The following is a 21,229-nucleotide window of genomic DNA, read 5'->3' on the forward strand; positions in this document are numbered from 1 at the left end:
CCTTTAAAATTTAATAGATCAGCCCCAGCGTTTCCCACTATTAGCTGCCAACCTTTAATGCTCATACTCCTCTTCACTTTTGCGTGCCTCACTCATTCTTTAAACTATCAACTGGGTTTACCAGTGCCGCTTTGATCGCCTGAGAGCTCACTGTAATAAATGCAAGAACCATTGCGACAATTCCTGTCCATAGAAATACTTTCCAATCAATTGATATTCTATACGCAAATGTATCCAGCCAGGAATCCATCAGGTACCAGGTCACGGGGATTGCCAGCACAACTGAAACCAAAACAAGCTTGGTGAAATCGGAAGAAATCAATCGAATCAAACCTGCCACAGAAGCTCCAAAAACCTTCCGCACGGAAATCTCCTTACTTCTCTGCTCTGCCACAAATGCCGACAATCCTAATAGCCCCATACAGGAAATCAAAATAGCCAATCCAGTGAATAGAGCAGCAAGCTTGGCGGTGCGTTCCTGAGAACTGAATTTGCGGGCATGTTCCTGATCCACGAACTTATAATCGAAGGGAGAGTCTGGGTTGAACTTATCGAAAACAGCCTCCACATTTGTCAAAGCATTCACATAATTACCTCCCTCGGCAAATCGGATATGGATGAAATTTAAGTTACGCTTAGGTCCCATTACCATGATCGGTATGACATCATCGAATGGTGATTCCATAATAAAATCCTTTACCACGCCCACAATAGTAAACTCAAAGGAATCATCCTTAATCACCTGCCCAATCGGATCATCCAATCCCATTACCTCCACCGTTTTTTCATTGACAATTGCCGAGAGACTATCGCCTGCATATGTGTAAATATCAATATCCCTACCTGCTATAAGCTCCATTCCAGCAGTTTTCACCAAGTTAGCGTCAGTTCCCATTCTGCTAATCATTGGGCTGTACTCGGGATCTTTCCCCTGCCATTCCATGCCGTCTGTATCACTATGTATATTTGTCAATGGAGAAAAAGTATAGCTCACTTCAGCTACTTCTGGCAGAGCCAATAATTCGTTTCGAAGAGCTGCTTTATTATTTCGAATACTTTCTGTGACCTGGTGAAAAATCAAGTTGTCTTTGTCAATTCCCAAGTCTCTATTTTGCACGTAACTGAGCTGATCTCGCACAATCCAAACACTAGAGATCAAAATTACCACTATCACAAATTGAAAAACCACCAAAACTTCCCGCGGCTTGATTCCAAAACTTCGATTGGAATTCATCTTTGATTTCATTGCAATCGCAGGTTGAAACGAACTCATCAAAAATGCAGGGTAACTTCCGGCCAAAATTCCTGTGACAAAAACATACCCAATAGAAATCCACCAGAAATAAGGTTGGTTAAATGGATTTTCCAGTTCCTGTCCCACCAAATCCTTGAACCATGGAAAAGTTAAGTTAACCATAACAATTGCTACCAAATAGCCAGTAATAGCTATTAAAATCGATTCCGCCAGAAACTGACCAATCAACATTCCTCTCCCGGCTCCTGAGATTTTTCTAATCCCTACTTCTTTTGATCGCTTGTCACTCTGAGCAGTGCTCAGGTTGACAAAGTTGATGGCGGCTATGAGCAAGACGATAATGGAAACTACCCCAAATAATCGGATCATTTCAATTTTCCCCCCTACGGACTTACCATTTTCAAACTTCGAATACAAATGAAGATCCCTGATCGGAAAGAGGAAATCAGAGACCTCAGCCATTTCTGAGTTTTTGGCCGTGAAATCCTTAAACTTCTCATTAAAAGAAGTAATGTTAGTTCCTTCACTTAGCATGGTAAAGGTTCGAAACGAATTATTTCCCCAATAATCATCCACCCATCCCATTGCCTCCAGTTTTTTGAAAGGCAAAAAGACGGTAAAAGGAAAGTCTGTATTCTCAGGCAAATCCTCAATTACCGCTTTTACCTCAAAGTCCCATTGCTTTTCCACCGAGACGGTTTTACCCAGAGCTGAGGCCTCTCCAAACAGCTTTTTAGCCACAGAGGATGTCAAGACAATATTCCCCGGTTCTGTCAAGGCTGCTACCGGATCCCCCTCCAATGCTTGGAAGCTAAACATCTCGAAAAATCCGGGATCAGTAAAGGTAGTTTCCTCGTAAAAATTTCTCTCCCCTACTGTCAAAAGTGATTGATCCCACTCGGTGATTCTTGCCACCACTTCCACTTCGGGAAACTGTTCTTTTATTGTAGGTGCATAGGTCGCAGGTGTATAATCCCAGGTAAACATATCACCCTGCATTTCAGTATTTCTCCAGTTTGCATAGACCCGATCCGAATTCTCATGAAAGCGGTCTACAGATAGTTCAAATTGAACCCAGATAAGGATCAAGATCGACGCCGCCATCCCGATTCCAAGTCCAGCGACATTAATCAAAGTAAATCCCTTACTTCTTTGAATGTTTCTCCAAGCTATTTTGATATAGTTTTTGATCATTGCGGTTGAAAGGTTTATAGGTGGTAAAGTTGGAAGGTTGTTCCCCCAACTAGGTTATTACTTAATTTTTTGGTTCTTATTTCTTATGTCTCAATTCTTATCCCCTGATAATGAATACTGATGTCTTACTTCTTGAGTCTAAAAAAGTATTTCCACTTTTGTGCCACTAAAAAGAGCCTCAGAACAATTCGAAAAGCATATTTAGAAACAAAAAAATCTACGGCTCGGACAATTTCGTCCGTGATCGGACAAATTATTCGATTACGTCTGTGAAACAAAAACAATTAACTAAGTACTACCTGTTCGTGTGAAACGAGTAATCGACAGAAAATCAATTCCCATAAAAACCTCTTCAATTTTCCCGAAACGCTTAAATTTTGGGGCAGGAAGCTTGTCGCAGGATCTCCAATGATTTCGGGGTCGGCTTTGCTAGCTTATCCCCGGATGTGTTGTGGCCATTATCTTCCGATTGCGCTCCTTACTTTTATTGTCATAAAAGTAACTACCTATTTTCCATATCGTAGTTTGCGAGAGAGGCTTCTTCTTTTTAAAGACCAGTTTGTTGATGTTTTTAATTCAGTCTTCATAGTCTTTTGTGTTTAGGTTTTTACAAATACTTATGAAGCTGCACCAGCCTGAGACCGTCACTACCTGCAAGAGGAAACGGAATAAACCAGCATAGGCAAGAGCTCTGGCTTTATACCGAAGTCTTTTGCCTCGTGTGACCGGATCAGGCTAAATTGGCTGAAGAAGGAATAGAAAAAATAATATGTTTTTAACTATCTAAGAATATTTCGAGCCAGTATGATTATAAAATTGAGCAAAAGCAAAAACCACTTACTCCTACAAGGATTGTTCTATTAGAGTTTCAATTATCCCCTCTAAAAATCACCTTAGTTTTTTGTCACAAATCTTATTACTATTTGTGACAAAAAACTATCATTAAATTGATGTTTCTCTACTGATTAGTGTCATAAACGCGTCAAGTTTATAGATTTCAACCCCTAATAATCAAATGTCCCAACTCGGGCGTATCCAACACCCTTTCCATTTCCATTCGGATAATCTCTTCCACCTCACGCTTAATACTCCGGTAGTTCTCCTCCACATCCTCCTGTGAGATATCCCGCACTTTAGGGATTGGGCGATAGCTTTCTTCCTCCTGCTTCAAAGCTTTATGATCATTGATGATTTCGGAATGAAACGCTTTCAGTTCAATCTTCTGATCTGGAGTATCCGCTACCATTCCCACAAATTCACCAGAAGAGAGTGACGATATCCTTGATGACGGAACCGCCTGATCCAGTTGCGTGGATTTACTTACCGATGTCTCTGAACTGTTGATCGAGATACTCTCCCGGTTTTGAATAATCCTACCAAAACGCTCTGAAAGTTGTTTGGCTGTATCACCCAAAACCTGACCACTGATGAAATTCCCCACGGTGTTCATAATCACATCCGCCTGTTCCCTGCCATAATCCTTTCGAAGCTGGCTATAATCCTGTACCCCCAAACAGGTAGCTACCTTGTTGGATCTTGCCGTGGCAATCAGGTTATCAATTCCGTTGAAATAAATCGTGGGAAATTCGTCAAACACCAGACTGGATTTCAGCTTCCCCTTCTGGTTGACCAATTTCACTATTCTTGAAATATAAAGCGATAAAACTGCCCCATGGACCTGCTGCTTTTGGGGATTGTTTCCCATGCAGATGATTTTAGGTTCATCAGGTTTATTCAGGTCAAGTGTAAATTCACTCTCTGAAAGCACATAATACAGTTGGGGGGAAGATAGCCGTGCCATGGTAATCTTGGCACTTGCCACCTGACCTTCCAACTGATCAAATGCCTTTTTAACCAAAGCAGAGACAAAAGGATTCACCAGAACTTCAATTTCCGGTTCGGTTCGGAGCACAGTAAACAGCTTTTCATATTCGACTTGCATTAACTCAATCACATGGGGTAGCGTACAGTATTTTCCTTGCCTGTGCTTTTTGAGAAACCAGACAATAGCTGTAAGAAAATTAATCGGACTTTCTACGAAGAAGTCTCCCTGCTTTTTGATCCACTCCCTATTCAGTCCAAGCATAATAGTACGGGCTGCTTCGGAGGCATCTGTAATGTCCAACATGGTATCCGGCTCTAAGGGATTACACCGATGGGTATGTGACAGGCGGTCAAAATTGATAGTATAGAATTTAGGCTTTATACGGTAGGCAGATAAATTCTTTTGAAGCGTATTGTAGGCTATTCGGGAGAGGTCATCGTATTTGAAGTCATAGACAAACATGGAAAACCCTTTACTGATGTGTTGGGTAATCACATGTCGGATCACAAAGTAACTTTTTCCAGAACCTGGCGTACCTGCCACCAATAATGCTCGGAAGGGATTGATGATATTGATCCATGATTTTCTGACCTTATCCTTCAGTCGGTATTGTGCAGGAAGATTAACCGAGTATTCATTTTCCAAGCAGCGCTCTTCCTGAGGAAATGTCTCGTTCAAATGATTAAACACCCCCTGATCAAATCGGTTCTTCAGCAACCGGCTGAGAAGGGCTCCTCCCCTCAGAATAAGAATGAACCCAAGACTGGTGATAGCTATGTAAATAATACTTACCGTATCCTCATTATAGGGTAGCAAAAAGACAAAAAAGCTGCCCGCATAAATTAACAAGCCACAGATCAGTGGCCAGAGTATCTGAGCTATTCTGAGTTTATCATCCTTCTTGCCTTTCGCTCCGATCAAGGAAATCAGCAAAAGGCCCAACGCAAAAGCTTTGGTAATATAGAATTCATTAAACACGCCCGTATCCCGAATATTGACCAGAAGTCTTTCTGAAACAGGATGCGTAAGTCCCCATTGATCGAAGGAATGATAACAGTAGTAATAGCAATGCAGACACAGCATTCCAATACTTGCCTTCCTGGTAAGATCAATGATCTTTCTTAACCCCTCCGTATTTTCTCCGGTTTGCATAGACTCGTTTATTGAATTCGCTTTTTGCGCCTTTTCTTTTTCTTTTGCCTCAGCTCATAAGGGGTTGGGCCTTCCGGTTGGTAAGAATCCAAAGAAATATCCAGACTGGGAATTCTTGTGTCTGGCTCACTTTGCTGCCCACTTATTCTTACCTCCTGCTGTATTTCCGGTCCATTGGGAAGAGCAGAGTCCATCGAAAATCTAACAGCAAGCGCATTAGCAGCTAATTCCTTACCCAAAGCCGAACCATTGAACACCGAACGACTGACATTGTCCACATAGGTTATCCCATACAATCTACCCTCTGAATTGACTCTGAATACCGGTCGGATGCCTTTACTTCTGAGTCTGGCTGTAAGGTCTTCCTGAGATTTACATGCACCCAATGCATCGAGCACAGCTTCACGGACGGCATTTCTGAAAGGCTTACGGCTCTCTTTGTTTCGCACAAAACTTAATTCAAGCTTAGCCAAAGTAGGTTTACTGTAAATAGAACTGGCTTTGATGGGAATTCCGATTCTATTCCCCTCTGGATCGAGAACTGCATAGACAAGCCCCTTATTCTTAAACATTTCACTATCCGGTTCACCCCGATAGGCACCTACATTAAATTGGCCCAAAACCACATTCAGTTCCGGTAAAGAAGTGAAACTATAGGTTCTAATTACCTCTGACACTATATTGGAAATAGCTGCTTTTGTTTCCCGGGCTCCATAACTCGCTTTTTCCAAAGGCTTAAGCAGATTGACTTTTTGCTTTCGCTGCTCTTCCGCTTTTACAAGATGGTATCGGCGCTCAATTTCCTTTCGGGTCTGTTCTGACAGCACCTTGCCTAGGTTATGCGTTTCAATCCGCTTTCCATCCCTTGAAATATTGGTAGTAACAACGTGCACATGGGGATGGGCTGAATCATAATGCTGATAAAGCAAATACGGCTGTTCCCCAAACCCGATTCCAATCAGGTAATCAGACGCAATCTGCTGCATTTTCAATTCGTCCAACTTATCCCTTGAGGAGAAGTTTAATGAAATATGAACTGCATTGGTTTTTGTTCGAGAATTTAGTTTCTGCAGCTGCTCAAAGTTTCTGATCTTCTCGGCCACTGAAAGTTCTTGGAATGCAAAACCTCCCATCTCTAACAAGCTTGCCTGTCCGGATGACACCTTCTGTTCATTATATCGGATCACTCCTCCTATTGTCTTTCCAGTTATGATTTTTGCAACCAACTTATTTGATCCTTTTTAACCCTTCAATCAAAGCATAGACTTCGCCTATCTTACGTTTGGTAAGCTCCAGGTGTGGAAGCAATTCGGCAACAAAAAACTTTCTCTCTTCAGGCTCAGCCTTCATATGAAAATAGTGTGTAATCTGGTTGATATTCACTCCGATTTTGTTGAGCTCATTCCTAAGTATACCTAACTCATTTTGGACTTGATCAAAGGACTCATTCCTAGAATTTATAGTCAGCCTTCTTTTAAAAAGCATTGCCCTGACCAACTCACTTATTGTCTGGCAATACGCACTTTTTTTCAAAAGGCCTTCCAACTTTTCAACCTCTTCTGACTTAAATCGAATAGTCTTTCTTACCGGATAGTGAACCGTTCGTTTCTTCATGAGACACTCATTTAAAATGCGACTTCGGAGTATTTTATCACCACTGCAACTCCGGCAGCTGTGGGCAAGATCGGATTGGCGTCAGACAATCCTACATCTTGCTCATTGCCAACACGCAATGCATACTACTATCAGCAGGATAGCATTTGATTGTAGATGGAGAAAATTATTTACGTGTTAAAAAGAATCAGTTTTCCAGGTTCCAAACCCAGTCGTCAGCGGCCATTATCCAATCACGGATAGCTGACCCCATTTCATTACGCCAGTCCATTCCCTGGTAATAGAAATAGAAAACCTCTGCTTCGGTAACAGGGACGTGAAGAGAGTTAAAGTAGGCTTGTACTTGTTCCAGCGTCGGTGGAACGTTTCTTGAAAAATTGAGATTCTGAGTTTCGAGATTCATAACGATTATCGTTTTTGATGAAGCTCAAAAGTGTGGTAGTGTGTGTTGGAAAGGTCACACTGAAATCAGAAAGGGGAAGGAATTTTTCACGCTTAAAAGACACTAACTTTAGCACTATGAAGAAAGAAGGTTAAGTGGTGAATTCTAACTATAAAAAAATAAGAATAACCTGATTATCATTATTCAGAAATGACACTATCAAATAACGTCGAGAATATTTAAGAGTACTTCTTGTCAACTTCATAAAGGTTAAAAATTCTCCTTACTGCAAACTGCAAATTTTTTCTTATCCCCTTCAATGATTTTGTAGGTCAAACTCAAACTACTACAAAAGCTCTCCATAATTTCAAAATCCTCCTTTCTATTAATATCATCAAAAATATAAACACTATCGAGTGACCTAAAAAGAGAAATATGATTTAAAATCCCACTTCTTAAATCCCCAGGGGGGCCATCGACTAAAACAAAGTCATATTTTTTCTTTATTAGAACTGATTCTACCTGTTCAACTTTATACCACCCATTTTCTATCGGTGCTAGAAGACAATGATGTCGTTCTGACCTTTGCGTGCAAAATTCAATATTATGCTCAATACTGGTTACGTTATGATTCTTTAGAAGAGCCTCAGTACCCATTCCAGATCCAAATTCAAGAATAGCTAAGGGTTTTAGCGAAAGTTCATTAAGATAATTCAGAAGGGTCTTTTCTATAGACCAAATACCCAATTTATTATTTTCAATAGCTCTTAGCCCTAGATCAGCAAAAAATGTATATAAGAGATCACTATCATAAATCTTTCTTACTTCATTGGCCTCTAATATTTTATTGATCCAGTTCTCAATCTGCGAGATTTCTACATCATCTAAATACCCTCGGCGTAGCAAGGTAAGATGGAGGGACAATTCTTGTTTTGTAAATTTGAATTTAAAATTTTCAAGTTGCCTTCTTCTGATATTATCACCTGAAATAGTGCGCTTACGACTTTCATGAATAGATAATTGTTCCTTGTGAACCCGATATTTCACAAGGAAGTCAGGTAAATTTTGAACCTTAAAAAATTGCGAAATTGAAACTATAAAGTTATACCCATCCGAGTATTGAAAAAAATTCTTGAATAGACAATGATGTTTATAAAGGAAAGGATTTCTAAAAAACCAAGTATGCTGATGAATGTAATTATCTGCAAGTAAAAAAATTTTTACCATTTCAAAATCCAAGGGACGTATTACTTTATCTATTAAATCCCCTTCCTTATCAATACTTAAATATTGGGATCCAATGCAAAAAGCATCTGAATTCTCCATAAAATCGTACTGAGTCTTCAATCTTTCCGGCAAAGAAATATCATCACCATCAGCCAGAGCTATATACCTTCCCTTTGCCTTACGAATTCCAAAATTTTTCGCAAAGTTACTTCCCATATTTTCTTCTAATCGAAAATAAAAAATCCTATCATCATTGAAACTATGAATTATATTCGTAGAACTATCACAAGATCCATCATCAATAATTAGGAGTTCAAAGTTTGAAAAGCTCTGAGAAATAATGCTTTCTATAGCTGAATCGAGGTAATTTTCGGCATTGAAGCAAGGCATTATAATGGAGATTTGTGGGCTTATCATATATAAGGAATTCGCATCAAAAAAGTAGAAAATTTTCTAATTATTCTTCTAAATTATTTCCACATTTTAATTTCCTCCTTCAGCTCTTCTTTGGACATAGCTACAGACCTGTGAATTTCTGCCATCTTTCTATTGTCTTGATTGGGACTATGAAAAGTGCTGTTTACTCCACGCTCATGAGTCAGGTGATAAAGAATCCCCTCAACATGCTCATGTTTATGACACAAAATCTTCCAACGGTTCAGCCGATCCCCGTCTTCCCTTCCCCAACCGTAAAACTTTTCGTTTTCCATTCCTGCTTCAATGTAGGTTTGCCTATGAGCCATAAATGCTCCCCCTACAGGATTGGGATTGTACAATGCCTTCATTTTACCCTGATGCATTTCAAGAATTCCAAGGTCTCGTGTCTGGATGTAGAGCTCCCGTAATGTTTCAGAAGTATCCAAAAAATTATCCTTATACGGAGTAACAAAATCAGCTTCCTTTTTTCTCAACAAATCAACTGATTTAACGATCTGTTCAACGGGAACTATGATATCCGTGTCCCACACGATGATATACTCAGTGTCAACAGACTTAACTAGATGATTGATGTACCTAGTCCGATGAAAGATCGTATCCATATCTTCTATAAATACATAATTTACCTCTCGAGGCAATAACCTATGCAATAATCCGGTATTTCTTCCCGAAGCCTCTAATACACATACCTCAGTTTTAAAATTACTCATTATATGCTCAATGGTAACCAAGGTATTCTCCAGGCGATTAACTGTATCAATTCGCAAGGGAATCAAAAAAGTAAAATCATTTAAGTTTAACTTATCCATAATATTAAAGGTTTACTCTCATAGATTTTTCTTCTACTTCTAACATCTCAATTAAAGCCCAAGCTACTCCTGACAGACCGGAAGACAAGCCAATACTTTTTTTGAAAGGGTTATAAAAATCATTCCCACCCCAACATGCTGACTTGTTGATCTTATTAAGAACGTGCTCATCTGAGATCAAAATCGATTCAATATCCCCGTAAATCTTGTTTAGTTTCTCTCCTATAAGCCGCAAGCCGCTAGCACCATCTGTAACTGAAATATTAAGGTTTTTACACTCAGAGTTGAAAATCGTCTCCATATCAATGGATTCCTTTAAAAATAAGGCATGTTTTCTTAAACCAAGATGATTAATCTTCTTTAACACTGTTTCGACTCCCAGCAACAGATACAATCTATTGCTGTTTAGACGAGGGTAAAGAGCTAGCAAGTTTGGAAGGAGGAAGTCAAGAATCCGGTCCACTTTAAACACGTTTATCTCTAAACTTTTTGCCTTTGCCAGTAAAATCAGTACAATTGGTAGATCCCAAAAGATATTGAATAATTGTGGCTCCCTGTCCTGAAATTTTTCTTCCTCAATCAATTGTCCCAGTTGATTGATTAGTCCTGCTGAGAGTTTTTGAAAAATATATGTATTTGACTGATGCCCTGATTTCAAGGAACTCTCCAGTCTATCAAGACTATAAATTAAGTATCCGAGGAGCCCATTCCTTAAATTCGCTGATAGCTTGCCTTTTTGATCTTCCAAAAACTTAAAAATTCTGTCGTCTAGATCTCCCAAGGTATTGTCGAGATCCGCATCAACAAAGTCTAAATTAACCAAATAGCTGATACCATATGCAATACCAGCCAGACCATTTTCGAAATCTGCCGGAAGTTTTGCTTCACTTAGCTTTTCGAAAATCTCTTCTATCAGATTCTCAGCTTCTTCCAGAAAATCGGGGTTTCCGGTTTTCCTTGCAAAATGATAGAAGTAGATACTCAAACCCAGCTTCCCATTCAGCAACCCTAACTCATTTTCTCCTTTTGCAATTCCCATCAGACACCCGTTGATTTCCTGAAGTTTTTCCAATGCTTTTACCATATAATTCATCTATTTTTAATATTCAGTCACTGATTTCAGTTTGAAAAACAGCCTTTCAGCTACACTCAGATCTTCTGTAATGATCTCGGCCGTACCCAGTAGTTCTTGCTTTAGTTGTATCTCCTTTCCATAGGAGGTTTTCGTCCCCTCTGGCAGGGAGCTATATACTACATAATTACCCTCTGCATCTGGGGAGACTGACATACTTCCTACTTCCCCCCTAAGGGTTCCAAATTGCTGAAAAGGAAAATTATCCAACTTGATCAATACTCGCTGTCCCATAAAGATTTTACCCGTATTTTGCGAAGAGACAATCATTTTACCCAGAAGTTCAGAACGCTGGTCAGGTAATATGGAAAAGACGTGCTCTCCGGACTGGACAAATTGATGCTCCCCCCAAACTGCCTGGTAGCTAACCTCACCATCGGTGGAGGAAACCAACACATAATTACGCTCCCATTCCTTTACAGCCCGTTTCAAACCATGATAGGACTGGATCAGATTAATTAATGACCTAGACTCATCCTGCTCTTTGATCACATGTGTACTTTTTAGGGTTTGCCCCGCATTAACCAAAGCTTCTCGAAGCTGAGAAATGGTTATCGCCATTCCATTGACATTTTCTTGTATCTGAAGGTATTCCATTTCTCGGCTCTCAAAGTCTTTGGCAGCAATTATACCACCTTCATAGAGTTTTTTGTTTCGATTAAAATCCTTCTCTACCAAGCTAACCTTCCTCTCCAGAATTTCTTTTTGAGCCAATTGGCTTGTAAGTCGTCCATGAATTTCCTGAATTGACTGCCGGTTCCCTTCGAGCTGAACCTGAGATGGCTGAAGCCTTTCTAGTAGTTTGAATTCCATGTAGCTTTGCTCAAACTCCACAAATGCCAGTTCAATCTCTCCCAAGACTACATCCGAAAGAGAATCTATCGGAAAGAAAAACCTATTTCTCTCTCCAAATGGAACCTCATTCAGTAGCTTTTTCAGTAACATTACACTGCTAACATCAGAAGTGCTTTTAATACTTGCCAATGGCTGACCGGCCTGAACTTTTTCTCCGTTGTCCACCCAAAGCCTATCGATCTGACCTGAAGTTCTGGCTATTATCTTTTCCGTTGGTTCTACCGTGGTAACCATCACCCTAGACATGATAAAATCGGGATATTTGATGAAAAAGGACAAAAAAATCAAAACACAGGTTATTAAAAAAACCATAGTGATCCCCCACCGGATCAGCCATGCAGGAGGAGTTGTAATAATCTCCTGCACCTCTTCAGATCTGAGCTGCAGATTGTCAATATTATGGAGATTTTCAGGCATTCCTAGTTTTCTCTAATTTTTCCCAGTTCCAATTGATTTTTGACCAGATTGTAATAAACTCCTTCTTGTAAAACCAATTCTTCATGGGATCCTGTCTCCTTAATTCCCCCTTCATCCATTACGATGATCTGATCTGCATTTCTCACTGTACTTAGTCGGTGAGCGATGATGAAGACCGTCTTTCCTTTCATAAAATGGTTTAGGTTTTCCATTACAATCCGTTCGTTTTTAGCATCCAAGGCAGAGGTTGCTTCGTCAAAAAACAAGATCTCCGGATTTTTATATACAGCACGTGCAATAAACAAACGTTGTTTTTGCCCAGTACTGATTCCAACCCCTTCATTTCCTATTTTAGTGTTGAATCTTAAAGGAAGGGATTGTATAAAGTCATAGATATTGGCAGTTTTTGAAGCCATCACCAATCGATCGAGATCAACAACTTCCTCTCCCACTGCAATATTTGCAGCGATATTATCATTAAACACATAGCCTTCCTGCATCACAACTCCACAATGGTCTCTCCAACTGCGGGGCGATATGGAATCAAAACTATGTTTACCATAATAGATTTCACCCTCATTTGGCTCATAAAATTTTAGAAGGAGTTTCATCAAGGTGGTTTTCCCACATCCACTAGCGCCCACTACTGCTGTAATTTTCTGTCTAGGAACAGTGAGACTTATTTCTTTGAGGACATTTTCCTCGGCTCCTAGATATCGAAAGCTGAGCTTACTAACATTTAAATCCTCGCCAGGCACAATCTTATAAACCAATTGCCTATTCCTATTTTCCTCGTCTTCTTTGTCGTGGATCTCATTAAGTCGCTCCAGGCTGATCTTGGCATCCTGATAGGTACGGACAAAAGTCACGAGGCCCATAATCGGGCCGTTGAGTTGGCCTATAATATATTGCAGAGACAGCATCATCCCCAATGTAAGCTGACCCTCTATTACCAAAAGAGCAGAGGCAAAAGTGACTAAAATATTTTTTAGCTCATTGATAACTGAAGATCCCACTCCTTGGGTCTGCTCTAGAGCCAGAGTCTTAATGGAAACATTAAAAAGACTGGCCTGGACAAATTCCCATTTCCAGCGTTTTTGGGTTTCTGCATTGTGCAACTTGATCTCCTGCATTCCATTGATCAGTTCGATCACGGTACTTTGTTCCTGGCTGAGCTGGGCAAAGCGCATGTAATCCAGTTCTTTCCTACGTTTTAGAAAGTAGAAAATCCATAGGATATAAACTATGCTTCCTCCCATAAATATCATGAAGATCATAGGGCTGTAATAAATCAATACTCCACCGAAAACAAAGAGGTTGAAAAAAGAAAAGAAGGTATTCAATGCCGTACCAGTAAGCAAGTTTTCTATACGCCTATGATCCCCAATCCGCTGCATAATATCCCCAGTCATCCTTGTGTCAAAGAAGGAAATAGGCAAATTCATCAGCTTGATAAAAAAATCGGATACTAAGGAAATATTTACCCGGGTACTAAGGTGGAGTAGGATCCAACTGCGGAATACCTCAACACTTGTCCGTCCTAAAAATAGCATTACCTGTGCTATCAAAACAAGGTAGATAAACCCGATATCCTGGTTTTGAATCCCAATATCAACAATACTCTGAGTTAAAAATGGAAAAATCAATTGAAGCAAACTTCCTACAAGTAAACCAATACCCAGTTGTATAATCAGACTTTTATACTTGAACAGATATTGGAAAAGGAAACCCAGTGAGCGTTTATCCACGCTTTCCCACTTCATTTTTTTGAACTGAGGGGTCGCTTCGAGTAGCAACGTTATTCCTTCCTTACTCTCATCCGAAGCATTGTTACCAATCCAACGCGAGATAAACTCTTCCTTTGTAAGCTGAATCAATCCATGAGCTGGGTCAGATAAATAGACCTTGCCTTTATTAATTTTATATACTACCACAAAGTGATTTTTATCCCAGTGTACAATCAGGGGTAACTGAGCGTGCTCCAATCTTTTAAAATCCAACTTCGCTCCTAACGTCTTAAACCCAATTGCTTCTGCGGCATCGCTAAGTTTGAGAAGATTACTACCAGACCGTGTAGTTTCGGAAAGGCCCCTAATCTCCTGCAATGATATCAGCTTTCCATAATACTTTGCTATAATGCGTAGGCATGTAGGACCGCAATCTTTCCCATCGGGCTGTTTGTAGAATGGAAACTTACTCATCAGAAATTTTTATTAATCATATAGACAGCATCTATAAACAGCTTTGTGTATAATTGCACAAAATAATTATTACCAATAAAGAATTGAATTCCCTACAATTGAACTACTACTCTACTTTCAGCCCCACGCGAAACAGTCTGAAAAAATCCTGCTCCACTTCCTTGTTTGGTGTTTCCAGCATCCAAAGTTCACCGTTGCGATATAACATACTTTGAGCCTCTAAACCATCAGGAACAATATCATTTACTAAATTCCCGAGTGAATCGAGAATAGCGAGATGTACAGGATATTTCTCAGCCATTCTGGCATTGAAATCAATAGTTTCCTCTTCGGATTTATTTGCTATTCGAATTTCTATATCTTCAGGGCTGTAGCCTTGAGTATATGCAACCAAAAAACACCCATCAACCTCCTTTATGTTTAATATTCTACCTGTAGTCACTATGCTTACAAAGAAAAAATTTAGGTCTCTTGAATACTTATCCATTCCTTCAAAGTAGCGGTATTCCGGAAGATCAAGTGCAATACTGGAAAGTAGAGAGTAAGGTGGATTGGTATCGAAAACATAGATTACTGGCTCCAATCCAAATGCCGCATAGATCTTATCATCAGAAATGCTATACATAGGAGCCCAAGAGTTTGGATAAAAGTATTTTCCATTTCTGTAAACACTACTTTCTGGAAATTGGGCAAACGATTCTTGCTGGCCTGTAGTTGGGTACCACCACTTCAATAAATACATTTCCTCATAAATCTCCTTATCCGAATATCCCAAGTTTCCTGGAAGATCCTGATTCACATGTAAATACCGATCACCAAATTTTTCAATACCCTGTCCCATACCTATTGGTCCAGAATTTAAAGGTTGGAAATCAACTGCCTTAAATTGAGAGATGAGATTTCCATCAAAATCATAGGTTGTAAAGCCTTTAGAGCCAAAAACCAACATCTGATTTTCACCTAACAACCTTATTGAACTCATCAATTTTCCATAACCATAAGGTACATCCCCAAGTTTGGAAAATGAATTGATGATTGACCCATTGAAATTTGCTAATACAATAATCTGTGAAGTATTTCCATCACCTCCATCAAATACAACAGTTTTAGACACCGGATCTAAATCATGTACTTTAAATTTACCCACATAATTAATTTGAATACTGTCCCGCTTTTCTAAAGTAATCTTTGAATTAGGCTCTAAAGAAGTGGTCTTGCTTGTGGGATCACATGAAATTAAAAGTAGGAAAAGGAACAATAAAACAGCTGAGTTTCTCATGATGTAAATGAAATATGGAAAATTGAGTTAAAAGGCTGCCTATTTATAGGCAGCCTAATATTGAATTTAACTACCACAATAGGAAGTAGTACTACATTGATCACAACACCAATATGTACCTGGCCAGGCCTCAGCATGTGCTTTTGCATCGCTCATTGTAAGGTCGCATATTGGTGGGAGGTTACCGTAGCCGCTCCATCCACAAGCAGAACATCCACCTGACCCCCCATAAATCATAGCCAATTGACTTCTTTCAAGGACTTCATCTGAGAGAAGATTTAATTTACCTAAACTCAACTTTTTCATAATTCAGTTATTTAAAATTTATTTATTTTCCCAGTCATTTAAGAGTGCCTAGGCATACACCCATTCATCGCGATAGAATTTCTTTATCAATCCATTAGTGATACTGAATCAAATTATTTTTCCATTATTAGTTTTTTACAGGATGATATAATTTATTTGAAACATTGCCTACTTCATCATAAACAGGTCTAAACCTTAAAGAACCCTTATATAGCCTGTAGTCATCATCTCTTTCTTCTATATAAAACCTATTTTCAAATCCAGGAGCAACAAATTCCCCCATTCCTCCAAAATCAAAAATTTCAAGCTCTGCCTGATAAATCAAAGAAGGAAATAAAACTTCGTGGTGTCCACACCATTTGTTTTGAAGGGCTTTATGAATTAATTGCAGCGCCTCATTAGATATCCGATAGATAGGATTAAAAGATCTTATTCGTTCTTCAAATGGGATTACTTTATATGGATGAGCCAGCGTATCCCACCAAGGCCAATTTGGAACAATAGGAGCTTTTTGAATATGCGAACTGATAAAATCAGCAGAAACTTCTGTAAAACAAGAGAATAAATTACTCCAATCTCCTGAGAAACGTACGTCATCTTCTATGCACCAGTAATAATCATAATCCGGGTATTCCTGATAAAATTTTAGAAGAGGAAAATGGTTATTTCCAGGAACCAAACTAAATCCTATTGGGAAATAATTAAGCTCAAAAAGTATTTCATTTGTAAATGTGAAATGCGATTCGTTTTTCACAAATTCAGGAACTTCAAAACTTTTCTTGTGATAAAGAAGATAAAGATCTCCAAAGGATTGAGCCTCAAAAGTTAATTTCTTAAATGGTTCAATAAGACTAGGTGTTGTCTTCTGAGTTAAATACAAAAATACTTGCTTGTTCATCTTTCCTTTTAAATAAAATTTAGTGGCCTTAAACAAATGATCAACTTAATTCACGTCGTTCACACCAAAACATAGTGTAAATCTTCAACTTTATACCCCTTAGGTAACTCATAGCCATCAATGAACAAAGTTGGTGTATAAGAGATGTCCTCCTTAACACACCATTCTTCCATAGCCTTTAATTTTTCTTCTTGTTGCATCAGCTCGCCATTCATCGGATATTTGGCAGCAAATAAACTATAATCTTTCTTCTCAGCTCCGTACCAATCATCTAAAGCTTGGTGCATAAGTTTTGAATCACCTTTATCTTTTATAGCTAGTAAATGCCGAATTGTTCTTTCTTTTTGATCGTCACCATTACCTGGAACAAAAAGAATTTGAAGGTCTATATTCCCCTTTGCAAAAAGGTTTTCCAATACCGGATGTGCTCGGGCACAAGGACCACAATAAGGATTGCATACTTTTAAGACTTGGTATTTCGATTTTTCACCCTTCATCACTATCCCCAAACCTTGAGGCTCATTCTTCATTTTTTTAGATCGGGAAAGAGATAATTCAAATAACTCCTTATTGCTTTTTAGCTTTGCAAGCTGTCTTTTGGATTTATAGATTTCATCTTGGATTCCAAGCAAAGGCTTGATGAAAATCCCTCCCAAGATCACTCCTGTGAAAAGAAACAGAAACAAAAGGACTACACTACCATCAATACCACCAGACCAAAATGCTTCTCCACCTGTTGCCATAACCTCCATTACTAATACTCCTTGGATCAGCAAACAGAACCTGCACCACTTCTTGAGTACTTTAGTCTGATAATAGAAGGAGTAGATTACTACCGGAATGGTTAGAGCACTAAGCCATGCAAGGAATGTAATGTATGAGAAGGATAAGCCTACAAGCAAACCCGCCCCTGTAAAGAAATAGGCGAATGCTACCAGACTGGGGTTGATCTGTCCATCCAGCAGTTGAAAGGACTTTGAATCCAGTACGGAATTGCAATCCACATTTTTTCCGCTGGAACACAGGTTTTGAAGGATAGGATTATGCTTATCCTGCTGATACCATAGTAGGACACCCGAAATGGACAATCCCAGTAGTTTAAGAACAAAATAGAATAGATGTAATCCTGAAATCCCAATTTCAATTACTCTAAGTCCAAGCCAAAACAGAAAGCTAGCTCCACAAATTATTGCTATACCTTGGATGATCCTCTGATCCCGAATCTTTTGGTTGATTTCCGGTTCTGCCGCATCTTCCCCTGCTTCTACCATTAAACTCACACCTGTCCAACTCTTTAAGAAATCCAGCCGGGATACGTCCTTTTGCTTCCCTTTTTCATCAAATAGGGATACTGAATTTTCAGAAACAGCCGTGATCACATTAAAATAGCTGCCATTGGGCAGCGATACCTGCACTATTCCCGGTAGAGGAAAGTCATCCAACCGATCCGGTCCAAGCTTGACTGCCATAGATCTAACTCCATAATCCTCTAGAGTGTCTGATATACCAAGTAAGCTGGAATATTGGGGATGGGTAAAAATTTTTTCTTTAAGGTATTTGCCAGTATAAGGCACCTTAAGTGATTCCAGTAATCTCTTGCAAATGACTAAACAGTTATCCATTGACTAGCAATAAAAACTTCACCTAAAATTTTGATATTTAAAATCATTCAATAAATTTGAGAATTACCTTTTTAAAAGACAATACCGTATTTACTAACATTCAGTAACTTTTTACTAACCCAATTAACCTTTTAAGCCATGAAAATAGGCCACAAATTAAAAAAAGCCAGAGAATCCAAAAGACTAAGCCAGCATGAAGTATCTGATCTTTTAGGCGTTTCACAAAAGACACTTTCTAATATAGAGAGTAACAAAAGTCAGCCATCTGTTGCACAACTTTCTGTGATGGGAGAGATTTATGAGATAGATGTACTGAAATTATTAGCCGAAAACGGAATACATTTAACCCCCCCCTCCCACGCAATCATTCTGAAGCCGAGGAAGAATTAAGGAAATTGAAGAATGCGCTGGAGAGAATTTTGGGGAAATAGATTCTGAAGATCTTGATAAGTAGTATACTGCTCAGGAAGTTATTTTAGAAACTCCAAATTTAATCACTTAGAGGTAATTGAAAAGCCTCCCCAATAACTCCAAATCCGCCTCAAAAGAGTTCGACTTCTGTAACACCAGCTCCTCCTGACGAGACAAATCCATATTTGAAGGATTTTTGCATTTATTTTTACTATACAACTCTATATTAATCAGGTATTTATGAATAAAAAATTTATTGACTTAGAGAGTTTGAACTTTTCAGACTGAAAAGTTACTCTTTCCAAAAATGTCGAACTCAATAATATTTTCTTCCTTAGCACTCGTATTCTCAAATATTCATAGGCACCTTATTACTGGAAAAAGTAAATTAATTTAGTTCCGCAGTTTTAATCAAAATCCATCATCCCCTCTATCAGTTTCTGCTCACTTTCTTCATCCATGATGCTATCGATATAGGATTTAGTTGTTCGAATATCTGCATGACCAAGGGATTCTCCTACATATTCAATTGATGCATTTTTCCTGATTGCCATAGTTGCGAAGCTATGTCTAGCCCAATAAGTACTAATATCTTCTGTAAATCCAGCATGTTTGGCAAAGCGCTTCATGTGCTGATTAACTAACCTTGTGAAATTTTGCTTGGCTTTGAATTTTTCTTCCTCGTTCATTGAATGGTTAAGGACAGGAAATATATAGTCATTCTTAGCCCTTTGATTACTGGAGTATTTTTCAATTACCCCTTTGGAAAAATCTGTAAGCGGTACACGGATAACGATAACCTCATCTGTTGTGGTCTTTGTTTTTTCCCTTACAAATTCAAGATGGTTCGGTTTAACCTGTTCCCATTTCAAATAGAGAATGTCTTTCATATTCATCCCTTTGCAGAGGTATGAAAAGAACCAAAAATCTTTGGCTTTCTGTTGAAATTCATTTTCAGGTTGTGTTTCAAACAAAAGTTTGAGTCCTTCCTTATTAATTGCCTTTTTTTTGTTTCTCCCTTTCGGGATGACATAACCATCTTTCCCAAAAGGATAGTTAGAGGGTTTAGCAACATTAAAAAGGTGTCTTAAAGGTCTCAAATAAATCCCTACCGTCGACCTTGACTTTCCTTTGTCAAGCATCCATTTCTCATAGCGTTGAAGGAATTTGGGGGTTATTTCTGAAAAATGTAATTGCTTTGGAACTCGGGATCTTGTCTCAGATAAAAACGATTTCAAGGAATTAAAACTAGACTTATAACATGATATACTTCCCAATTTGTGTTGAGATTTTAAATCCTCAATCTTAATGTTATACTGGTAAAAAGCATCTTGGGGCTCTCCCTTAGGCTTAAAAAGTTTCTCCTCAAAAATATCATGGGTAAAATTCTCAATTGATTGAGCAACGATTTTATATTCATACAAAAGCTCCTCTATTTCCTCCCTGATTTCCCGTTCATTTCTTTTAGGTTTCGGTGATTCAAATACCTTTTTATAAGTAGATAAATCCATGTCATACCCTGTTCCATAATACCGGTTTTTTTGAACAGATGTATCATAAACTCGAATTTTTAAAGGATATAATCCATCCGATTTTTTTCTTCTTACATCTAAAATTAACGATAAAATCGCTCGCTTTTCTGACTTAACTCTCTTATTATCTATCATATACAGCTATAAAATTTGCAAAAAATTTGCAAAAAAACTACCCTAATAAGCACTAAAACACGTAAATAGACTAAGCTATTAAAACATGTAAAGGACTGTAATACAACTATTTAAAAATAAACAATAAATAGAAAAACTACAAATTTAGAACTGTTAATCAGAGGGTCCAAGGTTCAAGTCCTTGAGGAGGAGCTCCTAAAGCCTCAAATCTTACGATTTGAGGCTTTTTTATTAAATTTAGTATGGACTTTTTTATTTACATACTACGGATCCCGGATCAGTCCTAAATGCTGGGTGAATTTTCAGAGGATCCAAGTCCGCGATAGCTATGGGGAAGTCTTTGAGAAGTAGCTATAAAGCCTTATTTCATACTGATTTGAGGCTTATCACTGAGCCTAAAGAGGAGGAAGAATTCTAAACGAAATGGGTAATTTTAAAGAAACAAGGAGGTTATCTAATTTTTTATTGCATTTCACAGCATCTCTATCCAAATTTAAAAATTAAGGAGTTCTCATATCAAAAGGTATAAACCTACGTATCTTCTT

General features: G+C 38.6%; 16 protein-coding genes. 1 reads left to right on the forward strand and 15 read right to left on the reverse strand.

The genetic code is table 11. The annotated features are described in order from the left end of the window. Positions 1 to 88: 88 nt before the first annotated feature. The 14 genes from LV83_RS16515 to LV83_RS16580 all read right to left on the reverse strand — a co-directional run bounded on the left by LV83_RS16515 (position 89) and on the right by LV83_RS16580 (position 18,606). On the reverse strand, positions 89 to 2,449 hold the full coding sequence (locus LV83_RS16515) for an ABC transporter permease (RefSeq protein ID WP_111612667.1): 2,361 nt from the start codon (positions 2,447 to 2,449) through the stop codon (positions 89 to 91). A 997-nt stretch (positions 2,450 to 3,446) separates the two neighbouring features. Continuing rightward, positions 3,447 to 5,426 carry a conjugal transfer protein MobC gene (gene mobC, locus LV83_RS16520; RefSeq protein WP_111612668.1) on the reverse strand — a complete coding sequence of 660 codons (1,980 nt, stop codon included), beginning with the start codon at positions 5,424 to 5,426 and terminating at the stop codon, positions 3,447 to 3,449. An 8-nt stretch (positions 5,427 to 5,434) separates the two neighbouring features. Next, positions 5,435 to 6,652, reverse strand: coding sequence for a relaxase/mobilization nuclease domain-containing protein (locus tag LV83_RS16525; protein ID WP_111612669.1), 1,218 nt, complete (start codon positions 6,650 to 6,652; stop codon positions 5,435 to 5,437). 1 nt (position 6,653) lies between these two features. After that, a complete protein-coding gene (locus tag LV83_RS16530; protein WP_111612670.1) occupies positions 6,654 to 7,040 on the reverse strand; it encodes a plasmid mobilization protein in 387 nt (128 codons plus the stop codon). A 187-nt stretch (positions 7,041 to 7,227) separates the two neighbouring features. After that, positions 7,228 to 7,443: a hypothetical protein gene (locus LV83_RS16535; RefSeq protein WP_111612671.1), complete on the reverse strand. Its 216-nt coding sequence runs from the start codon at positions 7,441 to 7,443 to the stop codon at positions 7,228 to 7,230. A gap of 249 nt (positions 7,444 to 7,692) precedes the next feature. After that, positions 7,693 to 9,066 carry a glycosyltransferase family 2 protein gene (locus tag LV83_RS16540; RefSeq protein WP_111612672.1) on the reverse strand — a complete coding sequence of 458 codons (1,374 nt, stop codon included), beginning with the start codon at positions 9,064 to 9,066 and terminating at the stop codon, positions 7,693 to 7,695. A 53-nt stretch (positions 9,067 to 9,119) separates the two neighbouring features. Then, the gene (locus LV83_RS16545) at positions 9,120 to 9,896 is read right to left on the reverse strand and encodes a galactosyltransferase-related protein (protein WP_111612673.1); all 777 of its coding nucleotides are present in this window, start codon (positions 9,894 to 9,896) and stop codon (positions 9,120 to 9,122) included. A 4-nt stretch (positions 9,897 to 9,900) separates the two neighbouring features. After that, on the reverse strand, positions 9,901 to 10,989 hold the full coding sequence (locus tag LV83_RS16550; RefSeq protein WP_111612674.1) for a lanthionine synthetase LanC family protein: 1,089 nt from the start codon (positions 10,987 to 10,989) through the stop codon (positions 9,901 to 9,903). A gap of 6 nt (positions 10,990 to 10,995) precedes the next feature. Continuing rightward, on the reverse strand, positions 10,996 to 12,300 hold the full coding sequence (locus LV83_RS16555) for an HlyD family secretion protein (RefSeq protein WP_111612675.1): 1,305 nt from the start codon (positions 12,298 to 12,300) through the stop codon (positions 10,996 to 10,998). A gap of 2 nt (positions 12,301 to 12,302) precedes the next feature. Next, positions 12,303 to 14,501, reverse strand: a complete 2,199-nt coding sequence (locus LV83_RS16560) for a peptidase domain-containing ABC transporter (protein WP_111612676.1) — start codon at positions 14,499 to 14,501, stop codon at positions 12,303 to 12,305. 106 nt (positions 14,502 to 14,607) lie between these two features. Continuing rightward, complete coding sequence (locus tag LV83_RS16565) at positions 14,608 to 15,780, reverse strand: hypothetical protein (protein ID WP_111612677.1); 1,173 nt, start codon at positions 15,778 to 15,780, stop codon at positions 14,608 to 14,610. Between the two features lie 66 nt (positions 15,781 to 15,846). Further along, entirely contained in the window at positions 15,847 to 16,086 is a 240-nt protein-coding gene (locus LV83_RS21815) for a TIGR04149 family rSAM-modified RiPP (protein ID WP_111612678.1), read from the reverse strand. A gap of 127 nt (positions 16,087 to 16,213) precedes the next feature. Next, on the reverse strand, positions 16,214 to 16,984 hold the full coding sequence (locus LV83_RS16575; protein WP_146613743.1) for a DUF3405 domain-containing protein: 771 nt from the start codon (positions 16,982 to 16,984) through the stop codon (positions 16,214 to 16,216). A 59-nt stretch (positions 16,985 to 17,043) separates the two neighbouring features. Then, entirely contained in the window at positions 17,044 to 18,606 is a 1,563-nt protein-coding gene (locus tag LV83_RS16580) for a cysteine peptidase family C39 domain-containing protein (protein ID WP_111612680.1), read from the reverse strand. Between the two features lie 138 nt (positions 18,607 to 18,744). On the opposite strand from LV83_RS16580, the gene LV83_RS16585 reads away from it, so the two are divergent. Then, a complete protein-coding gene (locus LV83_RS16585; RefSeq protein ID WP_111612681.1) occupies positions 18,745 to 18,996 on the forward strand; it encodes a helix-turn-helix domain-containing protein in 252 nt (83 codons plus the stop codon). Between the two features lie 428 nt (positions 18,997 to 19,424). Here the strand turns inward: LV83_RS16585 and LV83_RS16590 are convergent, their stop codons facing one another. After that, entirely contained in the window at positions 19,425 to 20,684 is a 1,260-nt protein-coding gene (locus LV83_RS16590) for a tyrosine-type recombinase/integrase (protein ID WP_111612682.1), read from the reverse strand. Positions 20,685 to 21,229: the final 545 nt, after the last annotated feature.

Origin of the sequence: Algoriphagus yeomjeoni (assembly GCF_003259505.1) — a bacterium.
Taxonomy (GTDB): domain Bacteria; phylum Bacteroidota; class Bacteroidia; order Cytophagales; family Cyclobacteriaceae; genus Algoriphagus; species Algoriphagus yeomjeoni.